Below are 17448 nucleotides of genomic sequence, written 5' to 3'. Positions count from 1 at the left end.
GCGCGGGGGTCGGCGCCCTGAACGCCCCGAAGGGATGAGAACGGACCGGCTCCCGCCCCCGGCAGGGCGCGGCACCCTAGCAGGCCTCGGCGTCAAAACAAGAGCGAATATTGCTCTAGATGTCGCCTTGCCTTAGATCCTGTCCAAGGTAGGGTGGTGACTGCGAAGAACCACACCGAGGAGCATGCCTTGCCTGAGAACAACCAGAAGCCGCTGACCACGGTCGCCGGTGCACCGGTTCCCGACAACCAGAACTCCCTGACCTCCGGCCCGCGCGGCCCGATGCTCCTGCAGGACGTGTGGTTCCTGGAGAAGCTCGCGCACTTCGACCGGGAGGTCATCCCGGAGCGCCGGATGCACGCCAAGGGCTCGGGCGCCTTCGGCACCTTCACGGTCACCCACGACATCACCCGGTACACCAGCGCGAAGATCTTCTCCGAGATCGGCAAGAAGACCCCGCTGTTCACCCGGTTCTCCACCGTCGCCGGGGAGCGCGGTGCCGCCGACGCGGAGCGCGACATCCGCGGCTTCGCCGTGAAGTTCTACACGGACGAGGGCAACTGGGACCTGGTCGGGAACAACACCCCGGTCTTCTTCTTCCGCGACCCGCTGAAGTTCCCGGACCTCAACCACGCGGTGAAGCGCGACCCGCGCACCAACCTGCGCGACGCCGAGAACAACTGGGACTTCTGGACCAACCTCCCCGAGGCCCTGCACCAGGTCACGATCGTGATGTCGGAGCGCGGCATCCCCGCCTCCTACCGGCACATGCACGGGTTCGGCTCGCACACGTACAGCCTGATCAACGCCGAGGGCGAGCGGTTCTGGGTCAAGTTCCACCACCGCACCCAGCAGGGCGTCAAGAACCTCACCGACGCCGAGGCCGAGGCCCTGGTCGGCAAGGACCGCGAGTCCCACCAGCGCGACCTCTTCGACGCGATCGAGGACGGCGACTTCCCGAAGTGGAAGCTGTTCATCCAGGTCATGCCGGAGGCCGATGCCGAGAACTACCGCTTCCACCCCTTCGACCTCACCAAGGTCTGGTCGAAGAAGGACTACCCGCTGATCGAGGTCGGCGAGTGGGAGCTCAACCGCAACCCCGACAACTACTTCGCGGACGTGGAGCAGGCCGCCTTCAGCCCGGCCAACGTGGTCCCGGGCATCAGCTTCTCCCCCGACCGGATGCTGCAGGGCCGCCTCTTCTCCTACGGCGACGCCCAGCGCTACCGCCTCGGCGTCAACCACCACCAGATCCCGGTCAACGCCCCGAGGAACCCGGTGAACTCCTACCACCGCGACGGCGCCATGCGCGTCGACGGCAACCAGGGAGCCACCCCGGGCATCGAGCCCAACTCCTACGGGCGCTGGCAGGAGCAGCCGGCCTACCGCGACCCGGCCCAGGCCGTGGGCGCCGTCGCCGACCGGTTCAACTACCGCGAGGACGACGACAACTACTTCGAGCAGCCCGGCAACCTGTTCCGGCAGATGAGCCCGGAGCAGCAGCAGGTTCTGTTCGAGAACACGGCACGCGCCATCGACGGCGCCTCGCAGCAGACCATCGAGCGCCACATCGGCAACTGCACCCAGGCCGACCCGGCCTACGGCGCGGGCGTCCGCAAGGCGATCGAGGCCCTGGCCGCCGGCAACCTCTGATCCCGCCGCTCAGCAACACACGCGGTACACCCGCACCGCACCGGCGCGGGCACCCCTCAGGTGCCCGCGCCGGTGCGGGCGTACCGCCACGGAGACCTACTTTCATGGACACGCACAACAGCGGTGGACTGACTCCCGAGCAGACGGAGCGCGTGGTCGCCATCGCCATGGATCTGGCCCGCGAGGGCGGCACCGGGCAACTGGTGGAGTTCGTACAGCACGGACTGCCGGTCGACGTACGGGACCCCGCGGGCAACTCCCTCCTCATGCTCGCCGCCTACCACGGTCACGCCGACACCGTGCAGGCCCTGATCCGGCACGGCGCCGACCCGGACCTCCGCAACGACCGCGACCAGTCCCCCATCGCCGGCGCCCTGTTCAAAGGCGCCGACGACGTCGTAGCGGTACTGCGTCAGGCCGGCGCGGACCTGGACTGCGGAACGCCGACCGCGCGGGCCGCCGCGGCCATGTTCGGCCGGGACCACCTGATCGCGAACTGAACCGCGATCGCGGGCACCGGGCACTCGGCCCTCACATGGCGTGAACCATCGGTGCGGGCCCGCGCCGGAAGCGGAAGAATGGCCGTCGCTCTCGGCACCCCGCATTACGTGGTGGCGTGAAGCCATCGGTGGGCATTCACAGGTTGCTTGATCAACTCCCAAAGCGTGAGCACGAATTACACACATCCCCTCTACACAGTGGCCCCGATGGTCTAGATTGACCGTGCTTCAGCTGTTCAGGCACGAGGCGACCGGTAATGATCTTTAGGTCGGGGGCAGGGGGGGTCTGCTGCTTGTCACTGTGCATTGCGCGTATTGATGTGACATAGCCGGAACGTTGTGCGCGGACAGGCCGGGGGGCCGTCCGTGGGGAGGAACAGCGCGGCGCGGGAGGCGGGGGTCTCCCGAGGGGGAGGAACAGTGCTAGGCGAACACGTCGAACCACTGGGAACCTGGGGGGTTCTGTGCGGCAAGGGGGATTGGTCAGCGCGTTTCCGTCTGCGCGCGGGCAGTTGGCGGACGGGGCGACCAGCCGGCTCGCGAGCGACTGGGAGCAGCGGTACCGCCGTACCGTGATCACCAGCGATACCGCGACCACCGCTTTCGTGGTGGCGGGCATAGGCAATTTCTTCGGGGTCCGGGACGCGGCCAACTGGCACGAGAAATGGGGAATTCTCGCGTTCGGCACCTGGCTGCTGGTCCTGGGCGCCCTCGCGGTGAGCCGGTCGTGGTCCCCGGCCGTACTCGGCCAGGGCGCCGAGGAATTCCGTCGGCTCGGCCGCTCACTGTTCATGGCGACCGTCGTGCTGGCGCTCGGCGGAATAGCCCTCACCTCGCGCAACATCAAACTCTGGATCTTCGTCGCCGTCCCCGCGATCGCGATCTTCACCATGGTCGCGCGCTATGCGCTGCGCGTCCGGCTGCACCGACAGCGCAAGCAGGGGCGCTGCCTCAGACCCGTGCTCGCCGCCGGAAGTCCGGCCACGGTGCGCGATCTGATCGCCCGGACCCGGCGCTTCCCGCACCTCGGCTGGCGGGTGGACGCGGTGTGCACGACGGACGACGGGCTCGAGGGCGACCAACTGGACGGAGTGCCGGTCGTCGGCCCACTGGAGCACGTCGCCCACCACGTCCGCCGCGACGGCTACCGGGTGGTCGCGGTCACCCCGGACCCGCACTGGTCACCGCACCGCCTGCAACGACTGGCCTGGAACCTGGAGGGCAGCGACGCCGAGATGGTCGTCGCTCCCGTCCTGATGGAGGTGGCCGGTCCGCGGCTGCACGTCGACGCGGTGCTCGGTATCCCGCTGCTGCGGGTCAGCATGCCGACCTTCACCGGGGGCCGCCGCGCGGTCAAGGCGGTCGTCGACCGGTTGGGCGCGGCGCTCTTGCTGACGCTGTTCGCGCCCCTGATGCTGTTCGTCGCGCTGCTCGTCCTGGTGGACAGCAGGGGCGGGGCGTTCTACCGCCAGCGCCGGGTCGGCAAGGACGGCCGCGAGTTCACCATTCTCAAGTTCCGCACCATGGTCGTGGGGGCCGACGGGGCACGTGCCGCGCTGGCCGACCGCAACGAGGGCGCGGGCCTGCTGTTCAAGCTCCGCCGGGACCCGCGGGTCACCCGGGTCGGGGCGGTGCTGCGCCGGTACTCGGTCGACGAACTGCCGCAGCTCCTCAACGTGCTCACCGGATCGATGTCGCTCGTGGGACCGCGGCCGCCGCTGCCCGAGGAGTCCGCCGCCTACGGCCCGGACATCCGAAGACGGCTGCTGGTCAAGCCCGGCCTCACCGGTCTGTGGCAGATCAGCGGGCGCAGCGACCTGCCGTGGGAGGAGGCCGTCCGGCTGGACCTGCGGTACGTGGAGGACTGGTCGCTCGCCCTGGACACGGTGATCCTGTGGAAGACGCTGCGTGCGGTGGTCCACGGCCAGGGGGCGTACTGATGCGCGGGGGCCGCCGGCCCGTCGCGCGGACCGCAGGCCGTCGCGGCCTGCCTGGGGGGAGGAACGGGTCATGAGGGTCAGCGTTTTCGGCCTCGGCTACGTGGGCTGCGTGTCGGCCGCGTGCCTGGCCGGCATGGGGCACCAGGTCGTCGGGGTGGATGTGAACCAGGTGAAGGTCGACCTGGTCAACGACGGCAAGGCCCCGGTGGTCGAGGAGCGGATCGGCGAGCTGATCGCCGAGGTCGTGGGCAGCGGAGCACTGCGCGCCACCGGCGACGTCCACGAGGCGATCATGGAGAGCGAGATATCCCTGATCTGTGTGGGCACCCCGTCGGAAGCCAACGGCAGCCTGTGCACCACGTACCTGGAACGGGTCACCGAGGAGATCGGCGCCGCGCTGGCGGACCGCGACGGGCGCAGCGGGAGCGGCGGGCGGCACACCGTGGTGTTCCGCAGCACCATGCTCCCCGGCACCTGCGCGAACCTGCTGGTGCCGATCCTGGAGAAGTACGTCGGCGGCACCGCCGGGGTGGACTTCGGGGTCGCGGTCAACCCGGAGTTCCTGCGCGAGGGCACGAGCGTGCGGGACTTCTTCGACCCGCCCAAGACCGTCATCGGCGAACTCGACCCGGCGAGCGGCGACGCGGTGCTGGCCCTGTACGACAGCTTGCCCGGCGAGGTGTTCCGGGTACCGGTCGCGACGGCCGAGGCGATCAAGTACGCCGACAACGCCTTCCACGGCCTCAAGATCGGCTTCGCGAACGAACTGGGCGCCGTGTGCCAGGCGCTCGGGGTGGACTCGCACCAGGTGATGGACGTGTTCCTGGCCGACCGCAAGCTGAACATCAGCCCCGCCTATCTGCGGCCCGGTTTCGCCTTCGGCGGCTCCTGCCTGCCCAAGGACCTGCGCAGCCTGGTCCACGCCGCCCAGCGGGCCGACGTGTCGGTGCCCATCCTCTCCCACGTGCTGCCCTCCAACTCCGCGCACCTGGAACGCGCGGTCGAGCTGGTGGAGCGCACCGGGAAGCGCCGGGTGGGGATGTTCGGACTGTCCTTCAAACCCGGCACCGACGACCTCCGCGAGAGTCCGCTCGTAGAGCTGGCGGAGCGCCTCTTCGGCAAGGGCTACGACCTCAGGATCCACGACGCCAACGTGAGCCTGTCCCGGCTGCTCGGCGCGAACCGCGAGTACGTCGAGACCCGGCTGCCGCACCTCGCCCAACTGCTCGCGGACTCCGTCGACGAGGTCCTCGACCACGCCGAGGTGTGCCTGGTCGGTACCAGGGACCCGGCCGTGCTGTCGGCGCTGCCCCACGGCGGCGGGCCGCTGCTGATCGACCTCATCCACCTTCCCGACGCCGACACGCGCCGGACCGAACCGGGGTACATGGGCCTTGCTTGGTGACACGACGTCTGGTGAAACGCCGTTCGGCGGCACAGCCGGCGACCGGCCGGGGCGGCGCGCCCTGATCCTGGTGGAGAACCTGTCGGTGCCCTTCGACCGTCGGGTGTGGCAGGAGGCGACGACCCTGCGCGACGCGGGCTGGGACGTGCACGTCATCTGCCCCCGGGGCAGCAAGCGGGACACGGAGCCGGAAGCGGTCGTCGACGGGGTGCACATCCACCGCTACCCGTTGCGCGCCGCCACCGGAGGACCGGCCGGCTACCTGCGGGAGTACGGGGCGGCGCTCTGGCACACGGCCCGGCTGGCCCACCGGGTCGGACCGGTCGACGTGGTCCACGCCTGCAACCCGCCCGACCTGCTGTTCCTGCCGGCGCTGTGGCTGAAGAGGCGCGGTGCCCGGTTCGTCTTCGACCAGCACGACCTGATACCCGAGCTGTACCTGTCCCGGTTCGGCCGCGGCAAGGACCTGCTCTACCGCGCCGTGTGCGCGCTGGAACGGTGGACCTACCGGGCGGCGGACGTCGTGCTCGCCACGAACGAGAGCTACAAGGACGTCGCGATACGCCGGGGCGGCCGCCGCCCCGACGACGTCTTCGTGGTGCGCAGCGCACCCGCGACCGACCGCTTCCAGCCGGTGCCGCCCGAACCGGAGTTGAAGCGGGGAAAGCCCCATCTGCTGTGCTACCTGGGCGTCATGGGACCCCAGGACGGCGTCGACTACGCCCTGCGTGCCCTCGCGATACTGCGCGACGAGGTCGGTCGGACGGACTGGCACGCGGTGTTCGTCGGCTCCGGCGACGCCTTCGACGCGATGGTGGAGCTGTCCCGGTCGCTGGGGCTCGGCGAGCAGGTGCGGTTCACCGGGCGGATTCCTGACGCCGACCTGGTGCGCCACCTCTCCACCGCCGACGTGTGCCTCTCCCCCGACCCCCGCAATCCGCTCAACGACGTGTCGACGATGAACAAGGTCCTGGAGTACATGGCGATGGGCCGGCCGATCGTCTCCTTCGACCTCCGTGAGGCGCGGGTCTCCGCCGGGGAGGCCGCCCTCTACGCACCCGCCAACGACGAGGCGGCGTTCGCCCGGCTCGTCGCACGGTTACTGGACGATCCGGACGAGCGCGCCCGGATGGGCAAGATCGGCCAGGAGCGGGTCACCGGACGGCTCTCCTGGCGCAACTCGCAGGCGGCGCTGCTCGCCGCGTACGCCGCCGCCTGCCGGGACCACACTCCGGTGTCGGCGGGCGCCCCGGTCCGCACGGGGTTCAAAGCAGGGAGAAGGCCGCGCAGTTGAGCGATGACACGATACGCCTGGTCACGGTCGGGCGAATTCTCCGGCGGCGCCGGCGGCTGCTCGCCGTCCTCGTCGTGGTGGGCGCGCTCGTCGGCTACGGCGTCTCGGTGCTGTTCCCGCCGCGCTACACGGCATCGGCCTCGGTCCTGCTGCCGGGGCAGTGGGAGCAGCGCGAACTGGTCACCCAGGTGGAGATCGCGACCAGCTCGGCGGTGGTCGACCGGGCGGCCGACGAGCTGCGCTGGAACGGGGTGGGCAAGAGCGAGCTGCGCGAGCGGGTGAGCGCCGAGACCGCCGACGGGAACATCGTCAAGATCTCCGGGACGGCCGAAACCCCGGAGCGTGCGCAGCGGCTCTCCGACGAGGTGGCCCAGCAGTTCGTGACGTACGCGGCGCGGATCGCGAGCGGCACCACCGGCAGCGACGAGGCCGCGGGGCCGGAGGCACTGCGGGAGCAGGTGACCCGGACCAACCGCCGCATCACCGACCTGGCCAACGCGGCCGATCCCGGGCAGACCGTGGAGAGCGTCCAGGCCCGCACCGAGCTGGAGAAGCTGCGCAGCGCACTGCAGGACGCCATGCAGAAGCTGGAGGAGGCCGACCCGGCCAACAACCGGGCCGGCATGGTCGTCATGGGCCCGGCGGCCCGGCCGGCCGGCGAGGCTCCGCCGACGCGGCTGCAGCTGATCGGCGGCGGCGCGCTGCTGTTCTTCGTGCTCGCCGTCATCGGTCACCTCACCGCGGCACGGGTGAACCGGCGACTGCGCTCCGAACCCGAGATCGCCGCGGCGCTGGGAACGGCGCTGCTGGGGACCGTGGACGTACCCGCTGACCGGCGCGCCCACCGGCCGAAGGCGCGCGGCGCGGGGGCCCGCGTCCGGCGGCTGCTGGGCGTCGACGTCCGGTGGGACCTGCCGACCCCGCAGTCCGTTGGCGACGAGGCCGGCCGGCGGCTGCGCTACCGGCGGGTCCGGGCCCGCCTGCGGGAACGGGTGCCCACGGCCCGGCGGCTGCTGGTCGTCGTGCCGGACGACGACGAGGTGGCCCGCCGGGCGGCCGGACAGCTCGCCGCCGACGCCGAGGACGATCCGCGGCTGCGGGTGGTGGAGGTCTCGGTGGCCCGGCCGATGGTGCCCGACCGCGACACCGAGTCCGGGGTGCTGGTCGTGCTCGGCGCGGGCGCCCGGACCGCCGAGGAACTCGCCGCTCTCGCCGAGGCGTGCGCGGACGGCGGGCACGAGGTCGTCGGCGTCGTCGTCGCCGGCGCGGTCCGGGCCCGACCGGCGGCGTCGGCCGACGAGTCCCGGGGGAACGCCGCCGCAGGGGCTGCGGTGCACGACCACGCGACGGGAGGTGTCGCATGACGACGACGGGCACGGCTTCGCAGCCGTCGGGCTCCGCTCCCCTGCTGGACCTGCAGTCACTGGTCGTGGCGGTGCGCAGACGACGACGCCTGTGGGGCTGCCTGGCCCTGCTGGGCCTGCTGCTCGGCGCCGCGGTGGCGGTCCTGCTGCCGCCCCGGCCGGCCGCGGTGACCAAGGTGCTGGTCGCGCACAAGGACGACCAGCCCAACGACACCGGAACACTGATCCGCACGGATGTCGAACTGCTGGACACCACGCGGATCGCCGCCGCCGCGCTGCGCTCCCTCGGTTCCCGGGAGAACCCGGAGGACTTCATGCGGGACTACCGGGGCACCGGGCTGACCAACAACCTGCTGCGGATCGACGTGACGGCCGACAGCGACGCGGAAGCGGTCGCCCGGGCCAAGGCACTGGCCGACGCGTTCGTCGCGGACCACGTGCGGCGGATGCGGGAGGCCGCCGAGGCCGAGTCCAAGTCCCTGCTGGACCAGCGGGACCGTATGCGCAAGGAGCTCGCCGAGGTCAACAGCGCGATCGGGGACCGCTCACCGGAGGACGAACCGAAGGCGTCGGCGAGCATCGAGTCGCTCTTCGCCCGCCGGGCCGAGCTCGACTCGCGGATCGCCGAATTCGACCAGCGGGCCGCGGAAGCGCTCACCGGCACGCCGGAGGTCGTCGCCGGCACGCAGATCGTGGACGCCCCGCACGCGGTGGAGCACTCGCTGCCCAGGGCCGTGGGTACCGACGCCGCCATCGGGCTCGCCCTGGGACTCGTCCTCGGGCTCGCGCTCTCCGCGGTGGGCGCCGTGGTCGCGGACCGCCCGGTGCTGCGCCGGGAGATCGCGGCGAACCTGGGTGCCTCCGTCCTCGCGGAGCTGCGCCGCGGGCCGCGCCGGTCGGCCCGGTCGTGGCGGCGCCGGCGGAGCCGGGCGGCACGTGAACGGCTCACCACCACCCTGACCCGCCTCGTGCGCGGCTCCGCGGAGCCGGTGTCCCTGCTGGAACTGGGCTGTGCGCGCGGCACCGGTCTGATCGCCCTGGACGTCGCCGGGGCACTGGAGGCGGACGGGCCCGTGGTCGTCCTCGACGGTCTGCCCGGCACCCGGCTCGCGGGCGCCCACCGGGGGCCCGGCGGCCCGACCGTGCTGAGCGGCGAACGGGCCACGGCCGAAGGGCACCAGGGGCGCAGGCTCGGCGTCGGCTCGGTGGCGCCCGGCACGGCGTGGACCGACCTGCGGTACCTCGGCAGCCGGACGGTACTCGTCGTGCGGGCCGGGCACGGCAGCACCGCGTGGCTGCACACCGTGGCGCGGCAGCTCGCCGACCAGCGCATCGCGGTGCTCGGCGTGGTCCTGATCGACCCCGATCCGCGTGACCGGACCGACGGCACCCTGTGGGACGGTCCGCACCTGGCGCGGCGCGTCCCCGGCGAACGGCCGAAGCGGCACAACGGTGGGGGGACCTCCCACGCCGTGCAGGCAGTGGGGGAAGGCCGGCTCCGGGCGGAACGGCCGTCGATGCCGGCCGCGACAGTCCCGGACAGCGATCAGGAGGCGCGGTAGCACATGTGCGGCATCGCAGGCACGTACCACTGGCCGGACGGCAAGGCCGTGACCGACCGGCTCACCGACGTCCTCGCCCACCGCGGTCCGGACGGGGCGGGCCGCTACAGCCATCCCGCCGGCGTGGGCGAGGTCCACCTCGGGCACCGCCGGCTGGCCATCATCGACCTGTCCACAACCGGCGCCCAGCCCATGGTCTCGGACGGGCTCGCCCTGTCGTACAACGGCGAGCTGTACAACGCGCCCGAGCTGCGCACCGAGCTGGAGTCGGCCGGGGTCCGCTTCCGCGGCACCTCCGACACGGAGGTGCTCCTGGAGGCCTGGCGGCGCTGGGGCACGGACTGTCTGCCGCGGCTGCGCGGCATGTTCGCGTTCGCGGTCTTCGACGAGCGCACCGGTGAACTGGTGCTCGCCCGCGACCAGCTCGGCATCAAGCCGCTGTTCCTGCTCCGGCGCGGCACGGGCCTGGTGTTCGCCTCCGAACTCAAGGCGCTCGCCACCGCGACCGGCGGGAAGCTGGAGGTGGACCACGCGGCGCTGGTGGCCTCGCTGCTGTACTACTGGGTGCCGGACTCGCGCTGCGCGTTCCGCGAGGCGGAGAAGCTGCCGCCGGGCAGCTGGCTGCGCTGCCGGCCCGACGGCCGGGTGGAGCGCGGCCGGTTCTGGAACCTGCGGGACGTCGCCGCCGAGGGCCGCGAGCGGGCCCGCAGCGGCGAGCGGCCGGACCTCGCCGCCGCCGTCGAGGAGTCGACCCGGCGCCACCTGCTCTCCGACGTGCCGGTGGCGACGTTCCTCTCCGGCGGGCTGGACTCCAGCTACCTGACCGCGCTGGCGGCCCGCGACCGGCCCGGGATCTCCGCCTACACGATCGGGTTCCGCGCCGAGGACGCCAGGTTCGAGGCGATGCCCGACGACCTGCGCTACGCCCGGCAGGTGGCCGAGCGGTTCGGCGTCGATCTGCACGAGATCGAGATCGCCCCGAACGTGCTCGACCTGCTGCCGCGGATGACGTACCACCTGGACGAGCCGATCGGTGACCCCGCCGCGATCAACACCTTCCTGATCTGCTCGGCCGCCCGGGAGGCCGGGGTCAAGGTGATGCTCTCGGGGATGGGCGCCGACGAGCTGTTCGCCGGCTACCGCAAGCACCTGGCCAACGTGCTGGCGCTGCGCTACCAGCGCGTCCCGCGGCCGCTGCGGCGCGGGGTGTCCGCGGCCGTGGGCCGGCTGCCGGTCGCCTCCAGCCGCCGGGGGTACCGGTCGGTGCGGTTCGCGAAGCGGTTCCTGTCCTTCGCCGATCTGCCGCAGGAGACCGCCTTCAGGCGCAGCTACACGATGTACGACCGTCAGGAACTGCTCGGCCTGATCGATCCGGATCTGGCGGGCACGGTCGAGGACGTGCTGACCGAGCACGCGGACGTCTACGAGGACAACGACCTCGACGACTTCGTGAACCGCATGTGCCTGGCCGACGCCCGGATGTTCCTGCCTGGCCTGAACCTCGCCTACACGGACCGCTCCAGCATGGCCGCGTCGACCGAGGTGCGGGTGCCGTACGTGGACGTCGAGGTGGTGAAGGCGGCGTTCGCCGTACCCGGTGACCGCAAGATCGTGGGGCGGCAGGGCAAGGCCGTCCTGAAGGAGGCGGCCACCTCGGTCCTGCCCCGGGAGATCGTGTACCGGCCCAAGGGCCTGTTCAGCGCCCCGCTGCGGGCCTGGATGAGCCGGGACCTGGCGCCGCTGGTGCGCGAGGTGGTGAACGACGGCGAACTCGTCAGGTCCGGCTTCCTGCGCCGGGACGCGCTGCGGCGGCTCGTCGCCGAGGACGCCGCCGGGCAGCGGGACTTCTCCAAACACCTGTGGCACGTGCTGACCCTCGAGTACTGGTACCGGGGCGCGACCTCCGGGTCCGGCCACCACTCCTCGTCGACGGCGTAGCACCTCGGCACCTCCCCCGCACCTCCGCACCTCCCCCGCACCACGACCGGCCAAGAGACAAGAGGACCTTCGGTGAAACAGGTTGTGCAGAACTACAAGAGCGGCGAGCTGGCGCTGCTCGACGTGCCGGTGCCGGGCTGCAAGCCGGGCGGTGTGCTGGTGCGGACCGCCTACTCCCTGATCTCCACCGGCACCGAGCTGATGAAGGTGTCCGAGGCCGGCATGTCGATGCTCGGCAAGGCGAGGTCCCGGCCGGACCAGGTGGCCAAGGTCGTGCAGAGCGTGGCCACCAACGGGGTGCCCGCCACCTATCGCAAGGTGATGGGCAAACTGGACTCCTACACACCCCTCGGCTACTCGCTGTGCGGGGTGGTCGAGCAGGTCGGCGAGGGCATCGACGACGTGAAGGCCGGCGACCTCGTGGCCTGCGCCGGCAACGAGCACGCCCTGCACGCCGAGCTGAACTGGGTGCCGCGGAACCTCTACGCCCCGGTGCCGGACGGTCTCGCGCCGCGGGACGCGGCCTTCGGCACCGTCGGTTCGATCGCGCTGCAGGGCGTCCGCCAGGGCGAGTCGCGCCTCGGCGAGACGGCCCTGGTCATCGGGCTCGGTCTGATCGGCCAGCTGGTGGTGCAGCTGCTCGTCGCGTCGGGCGTCCGGGTGGTCGGGGCCGACCCCGACGCGGAACGCTGCGAGCTGGCCGAGCGGCTGGGCGCCGCCGCCTGCGGCGATCCCGCCTCCCCGGCCGTGGAGAGCGCCGTCGCCGAACTCACCGACGGCCACGGCGTGGACCAGGTGTACCTGGCGGCCGGCGGCGGCAGCAACCAGCCCGTCGAGCTGGCCGCGCGGCTGTGCCGGGACCGCGGCCGGGTCGTCGACATCGGCAAGTGCCGCCTGGACCTGCCGTGGAACGCGTACTACGAGAAGGAGCTGGACGTCCGGTTCTCCCGCTCCTACGGCCCCGGCCGCTACGACCCGGAGTACGAACTGGAGGGGCGGGACTACCCGATCGGCTACGTGCGCTGGACCGAGCGGCGCAATCTGGCCTGCTTCCTCGACCTCGTCGCCCGGGGCCGGGTCGACGTGGCGCCGCTGATCACCCGTACCGCCGACTTCGACGCGGCGGTCGAGACGTACCGGAGTCTGCAGGACGGCGCCCTCAAGGCCGTGGCCGTGCTGTTCCGGTACCCCGGGCAGCCCGACGGGGAGGCGCCGGCCGAGGCACCGGCGGTGACGGTGCCCGCGGTGCGGCGCGGCGGCACCGCGTCCGCCCCGGCACGGGCCGCGCGGACACCGGTGCGCCTGGCCTTCGTCGGCGCCGGCAACTACGCGACGTCGATGCTGCTGCCGCATCTGGCCCGGCGCGAGGGTGTCGAGCTGTCGACGGTCGTCACCACGACGGCACTGTCCGCGGCCAACGCGCAGCGGAAGTTCGGGTTCGGGGAGGCGACCACCGATCTGGACGCCGTGCTCGGCGACGCGTCCGTGGACGCGGTGTTCGTGGTCACCCGGCACAGTTCGCACGCCGAACTGACCCGCAAGGCGCTGCTGGCCGGCAAGGCCGTGTTCGTGGAGAAGCCGCTGGCGCTGACCGAGGACGAGCTGAGCGGAGTGCTCGCGGCGGTGGAGGAGTCCGGCAATGACCGGGTGCAGGTGGGCTTCAACCGCCGGTTCGCGCCGCTGCTCCAGGAGGCCAGGAAGCGGTTCGGTGCCCGCACCGGGCCGGCGAGCCTGCGCTACCTCGTCAACGCGGGGCGGCTCGACCACGGCAGCTGGTACCTCCAGCAGGGCACCGAGGGCTCGCGGTTCGCCGGTGAGGGCGGGCACTTCGTCGACACGGCGAGCTGGCTGCTCGGGGCCGACCCGGTCTCGGTGTACGCGCTCGCCCCGTCGGGCAACGAGGACCTCCAGGTGGTGCTGGGCTATCCGGACGGGTCCACCGCCACCCTGAGCTACGTCACCACCGGCGCGGCCGGTTTCCCCAAGGAGACGCTGGACCTGGTCGCGGACGGCAAGGTGCTGCAGCTCGACGACTTCGTCCGCAGTTCGGTCTACGACGGCCGCAAGCGGTGGCTCAGTTCGCGGCTGCCCAAGGCCCGGGACAAGGGCCAGTCGGCCGAACTGGCCGCGTTCGTCCGGGCGGTGCGGACCGGCGGGCCGATGCCGGTGCCGCTCGAGTCGCTGGTCGCCACCACGGCGGCCACCCTCGCCGTGCGGACCGCTCTGGCCGCCGGCGCTCCGGTGGGTCTGGCGCAGGCGCGATGACCGTGACCCCGGGGAGTGCGGGCTGGTACCTGCGGCGGCTGTCCCGGATGGGGCCGCGCGAGGTGGGCGGCCGGGTGGGCGACACGGTGCGCAGGCGACGGTGGCGGTCGGTGCGGCCGGCCGCTCCGGGCGTGACCGGGGCCCGGTTCGGCGCGGTCCTGCCCGCCGGGACGATCGCCGCGGTGCCGCCGGACGCCGCCAAGCGCCTCGTCGCCGAGGCGGACCGCCTGCTGGCCGGGCACGTCGAGTACTTCGGCGTGCTCCGCGACGACCTGGTCGATCCGGACTGGTGCTTCGACCCGAAGACCGGGCGCCGGGCGCCGTGGGGGTACGCCTTCGACGTGCCGTACCGCGACGAGGAGGCGGTCGGGGACATCAAGCAGATCTGGGAGCCGTCCCGGCACCAGTACCTCACCGTGCTCGCCGCGGCCTACGCGGTCACCGGCGAGGAGCGGTACGCCGAGCGCGTGGCCGAGCACCTGCGGTCGTGGTGGGCGGTCAACGCGCCGCTGCGCGGGGTGCACTGGGTCAGCGGCATCGAGCTGGGGATCCGGCTGCTGTCCTGGGTGTGGATCCGCCGGCTGCTCGACGGCTGGCCGGGCGCCGCCGCGCTCTTCGAGGACAACCCGGCGGCCCTGGAGCAGATCTGGCACCACCAGCGCTGGCTGTCCGCCTTCCCCAGCCGGGGTTCGTCGGCGAACAACCACGTGGTGGCGGAGGCCGCGGGGCAGCTGGCCGCGTCCTGTGCCTTCGGGTGGTTCCCCGAGTCGGCACGGTGGCGGGACGACGCGCTGCGGTCGCTGGAGCGGCACCTGCGCGGCAACACCTTCCTCTCCGGCCTCAACCGGGAGCTGGCCACCGAGTACCACGGGCTGGTGCTGGAACTCGGCCTGGCCGCGGTGGCGGAGGCGGACGCGGCCGGTGTGCCGGTTCCCACGACGGTCCGGCTGGTGCTGCTGCGGATGACCGACGCGCTCGCCGCCGTCGTGGACGACCGGCTGCGGCCGCCGCGGCAGGGGGACTCGGACGACGGCCACGGCCTGGTGGTGGACGGCGCGGGCACCGACCGCTGGGGCTCGCTGCTCGCCACCGGGGACGCCGTGTTCGGATCGCTGCCCTGGTGGCCGACGGTGACCGGCACGGATGTGCGCACCCCGCTGCTGGCGGCGCTGGTCCGGCCGTACGGCAGGGATGGAGCGGGCCGGGCCGTGACCCGCCCGGCGCGCAGGCCGGCCCACTTCGCGGACGCGGGGCTCACGGTGCTGCGCGGTCCCGGCGGGATCTGGTGCCGCTGCGACGGCGGTCCGCACGGCTTCCTGTCCATCGCCGCGCACGCCCACGCGGACGCGCTGTCGGTGGAGGTCCGGCACGACGGGGTCGACGTACTCGCCGATCCGGGGACGTACTGCTACCACGGGCAGCCCGCGTGGCGGGGGTACTTCCGCTCGACGCTCGGCCACAACACCCTGGAACTGGACGGCGCCGACCAGTCCGTCTCCGGCGGCCCGTTCCTGTGGACCCGGCACGCCCGCACCCGGGTCCTGGCCGTGGACACGTCGGACGAGAAGGTGTCCCACTGGTGCGCCGAGCACGACGGGTACGGGGACTCCGTGCACCGCCGCCGGGTGGAGCTGACGGCCGCGAGCCGGGAGCTGCGGGTGGTGGACGAGGTGCGCGGCCCGCGCCGGCCCGTGCGCCTGGCGTTCCACCTCGGCCCGGCGGTCGCCGCGGACCTGGTGGGCAGCCGCGCCGCGCTCACCTGGACCCGGGACGGCGAGGAACGCTCCGCGGTGCTCGACCTGCCCGGCGGACTGTCCTGGCGGGCGCATCGCGGGGAGACCGACCCGCCGCTGGGCTGGTACTCCCCCGGCTTCGGGCGCAAGGAACCGGCCACCACCCTGGTCGGCACCGGTGTCACCGACGGCGTGCGGGAGTTCACGACCGTACTCGGCTTTCACGGCTAGGCGGGGAAGGAGGAAGGACGTATGGGGATCAGGTGGCGGAGCGGGGCCGTGTCGGCCGCGGCGTCGCTGGCGCTGGCGCTGCTGGCGGCCGGCTGTGTCGGCACGCCGGACGACGACACCGAGGCGCCGGAGCCGACCGCTCCGTCCTCCGCCTCCGGGGCGCGGGACGTGGCCCGGGTGTGCGAGAAGCCCGCCGCCGGTCCGGCGAAGGCGCCGGCGGGTGCGGTGACCGTCGATCCGGCGGTCGTCGGCGACCTGGCCGACAAGACCCGGAACAGCCCCGCCCACACGACCTTCTGGCTCCGGCCGGGCAAGCACCGGCTCGCGTCCGACCGCTACTCCCAGGTCGTCCCCAAGGAGGGGAACCGCTACCTCGGGGCGCCGGGCGCGGTGCTCGACGGCGGGAAGACCAACCAGTACGCGTTCGGCGGCACGGCGTCGGACGTCACCATCAGCCATCTCACCGTGCAGGGTTTCGACGCGCCCCACGACGAGGGTGTGGTCAACCACGACTCGGCCGACGGCTGGGTGATCGAGCACGCCACGATCCAGCGGAACTCCGGCGCCGGGCTGATGGCCGGTGACCGTCAGGAGGTCCGGGCCAGTTGTCTGCGCGACAACGGCCAGTACGGCCTCAACGCGTACAAGGGCGACGGCATCATCAACGACCTCGTGCTCGAGGGCAACGAGATCACGGGCAACAACACCGGCGACTGGGAGCGCAAGCGGCCGGGCTGCGGGTGCACGGGGGGCGTCAAGTTCTGGGCCGTCCAGGGCGCCGACGTACGCGGCAACTGGGTGCACCACAACCGCGGTACCGGCCTGTGGGCGGACACCAACAACAACGACTTCCTCATCGAGGACAACGTGCTGGAGGGCAACGACGGTGCCGCGCTGATCTACGAGACCAGCTACAACGCGATCATCCGCGACAACACCATCCGCCGCAACAACTGGGTCGAGGGCCGCGAGAACACCGACGGCGGCGACGACTTCCCGTACGCCACCGTCTACATCTCCGAGTCGGGCGGCGAACCCCGGGTCGAGGCGCGCACGGACAAGATCGAGATCTACCGGAACGTGCTGGAGGACAACTGGTCGGGCATCACCCTGTGGGAGAACGCGGACCGGTTCTGCAACAGCCCGGCCAACACCTCCTCGGGGGACTGCACGTTGCTGGTGGAGGACGTCGACCGCTGTGCGCGCCCGGCGATCGCGAGCGCGCCGCTGTACGCGGACTGCCGGTGGAAGACCCAGCGGGTGGACATCCACGACAACCGCTTCACCCTGGACAAGTCCGTCGTCGAGTGCACGGACAAGTGCGACCGCATGGCGCTGCTGGCCAACTACGGCACCTATCCGGACTGGTCGCCGTACCAGGGCGAGCGGGTGGCCGAGGCCGTCACGCTCCGCCAGCACAACCGCTGGCACGACAACGTCTACGTCGGAGCGTGGAAGTTCGTCGCCCACGACCCGAGCCGGGTGCTCGACTTCGGGCAGTGGCGGGCTGCGCCCTACCGGCAGGACGCGGGCAGCACCCTGCGTGCCGGGGACGGTGATTGA

At 72.3% G+C, this 17448-nt stretch carries 11 protein-coding genes; all 11 read left to right on the top strand.

What is annotated here, in order from left to right; all coding sequences use genetic code 11:
- The first annotated feature begins 189 nt into the window (after positions 1 to 189).
- The 11 genes from ACFV9J_RS12655 (at position 190) to ACFV9J_RS12605 (ending at position 17448) form a co-directional block, all read left to right on the top strand.
- Complete coding sequence (locus tag ACFV9J_RS12655; protein ID WP_385353328.1) at positions 190 to 1653, top strand: catalase; 1464 nt, start codon at positions 190 to 192, stop codon at positions 1651 to 1653.
- A 104-nt stretch (positions 1654 to 1757) separates the two neighbouring features.
- The gene (locus tag ACFV9J_RS12650) at positions 1758 to 2153 is read left to right on the top strand and encodes an ankyrin repeat domain-containing protein (RefSeq protein WP_385353326.1); all 396 of its coding nucleotides are present in this window, start codon (positions 1758 to 1760) and stop codon (positions 2151 to 2153) included.
- 464 nt (positions 2154 to 2617) lie between these two features.
- On the top strand, positions 2618 to 4093 hold the full coding sequence (locus ACFV9J_RS12645) for a sugar transferase (RefSeq protein WP_385353324.1): 1476 nt from the start codon (positions 2618 to 2620) through the stop codon (positions 4091 to 4093).
- 70 nt (positions 4094 to 4163) lie between these two features.
- Positions 4164 to 5498 carry a nucleotide sugar dehydrogenase gene (locus ACFV9J_RS12640; RefSeq protein ID WP_385353322.1) on the top strand — a complete coding sequence of 445 codons (1335 nt, stop codon included), beginning with the start codon at positions 4164 to 4166 and terminating at the stop codon, positions 5496 to 5498.
- Entirely contained in the window at positions 5488 to 6792 is a 1305-nt protein-coding gene (locus ACFV9J_RS12635) for a glycosyltransferase family 4 protein (protein ID WP_385353320.1), read from the top strand. Before ACFV9J_RS12640 ends, ACFV9J_RS12635 begins: the two co-directional genes overlap by 11 nt.
- Positions 6789 to 8156 (top strand): Wzz/FepE/Etk N-terminal domain-containing protein, encoded by a 1368-nt coding sequence (locus ACFV9J_RS12630; RefSeq protein WP_385353318.1) that lies wholly within the window; start codon positions 6789 to 6791, stop codon positions 8154 to 8156. Before ACFV9J_RS12635 ends, ACFV9J_RS12630 begins: the two co-directional genes overlap by 4 nt.
- Entirely contained in the window at positions 8153 to 9718 is a 1566-nt protein-coding gene (locus tag ACFV9J_RS12625) for a Wzz/FepE/Etk N-terminal domain-containing protein (RefSeq protein WP_385353316.1), read from the top strand. The genes ACFV9J_RS12630 and ACFV9J_RS12625 overlap by 4 nt, the downstream gene beginning before the upstream one ends.
- Positions 9719 to 9721: 3 nt before the next feature.
- Complete coding sequence (asnB, locus tag ACFV9J_RS12620) at positions 9722 to 11656, top strand: asparagine synthase (glutamine-hydrolyzing) (RefSeq protein ID WP_385353314.1); 1935 nt, start codon at positions 9722 to 9724, stop codon at positions 11654 to 11656.
- A gap of 72 nt (positions 11657 to 11728) precedes the next feature.
- Positions 11729 to 13921, top strand: coding sequence for a bi-domain-containing oxidoreductase (locus ACFV9J_RS12615; RefSeq protein WP_385353312.1), 2193 nt, complete (start codon positions 11729 to 11731; stop codon positions 13919 to 13921).
- The gene (locus ACFV9J_RS12610; protein ID WP_385353310.1) at positions 13918 to 15885 is read left to right on the top strand and encodes an alginate lyase family protein; all 1968 of its coding nucleotides are present in this window, start codon (positions 13918 to 13920) and stop codon (positions 15883 to 15885) included. Before ACFV9J_RS12615 ends, ACFV9J_RS12610 begins: the two co-directional genes overlap by 4 nt.
- A 21-nt stretch (positions 15886 to 15906) precedes the next feature.
- The gene (locus ACFV9J_RS12605) at positions 15907 to 17448 is read left to right on the top strand and encodes a right-handed parallel beta-helix repeat-containing protein (protein WP_385353308.1); all 1542 of its coding nucleotides are present in this window, start codon (positions 15907 to 15909) and stop codon (positions 17446 to 17448) included.

It is taken from the genome of Streptomyces sp. NPDC059906 (genome assembly GCF_042730645.1).
Classification (GTDB): domain Bacteria; phylum Actinomycetota; class Actinomycetes; order Streptomycetales; family Streptomycetaceae; genus Streptomyces; species Streptomyces rubrogriseus.
This window is presented reverse-complemented; position numbering and strand designations above follow the sequence as displayed.

Coding starts and splice junctions, on each gene's coding strand:
- ACFV9J_RS12650 (WP_385353326.1), top strand. CDS start 1,758: ATGGACACGCACAACAGCGGTGGACTGACTCCCGAGCAGACGGAGCGC.
- ACFV9J_RS12640 (WP_385353322.1), top strand. CDS start 4,164: ATGAGGGTCAGCGTTTTCGGCCTCGGCTACGTGGGCTGCGTGTCGGCC.
- ACFV9J_RS12625 (WP_385353316.1), top strand. CDS start 8,153: ATGACGACGACGGGCACGGCTTCGCAGCCGTCGGGCTCCGCTCCCCTG.
- asnB (WP_385353314.1), top strand. CDS start 9,722: ATGTGCGGCATCGCAGGCACGTACCACTGGCCGGACGGCAAGGCCGTG.
- ACFV9J_RS12610 (WP_385353310.1), top strand. CDS start 13,918: ATGACCGTGACCCCGGGGAGTGCGGGCTGGTACCTGCGGCGGCTGTCC.
- ACFV9J_RS12605 (WP_385353308.1), top strand. CDS start 15,907: ATGGGGATCAGGTGGCGGAGCGGGGCCGTGTCGGCCGCGGCGTCGCTG.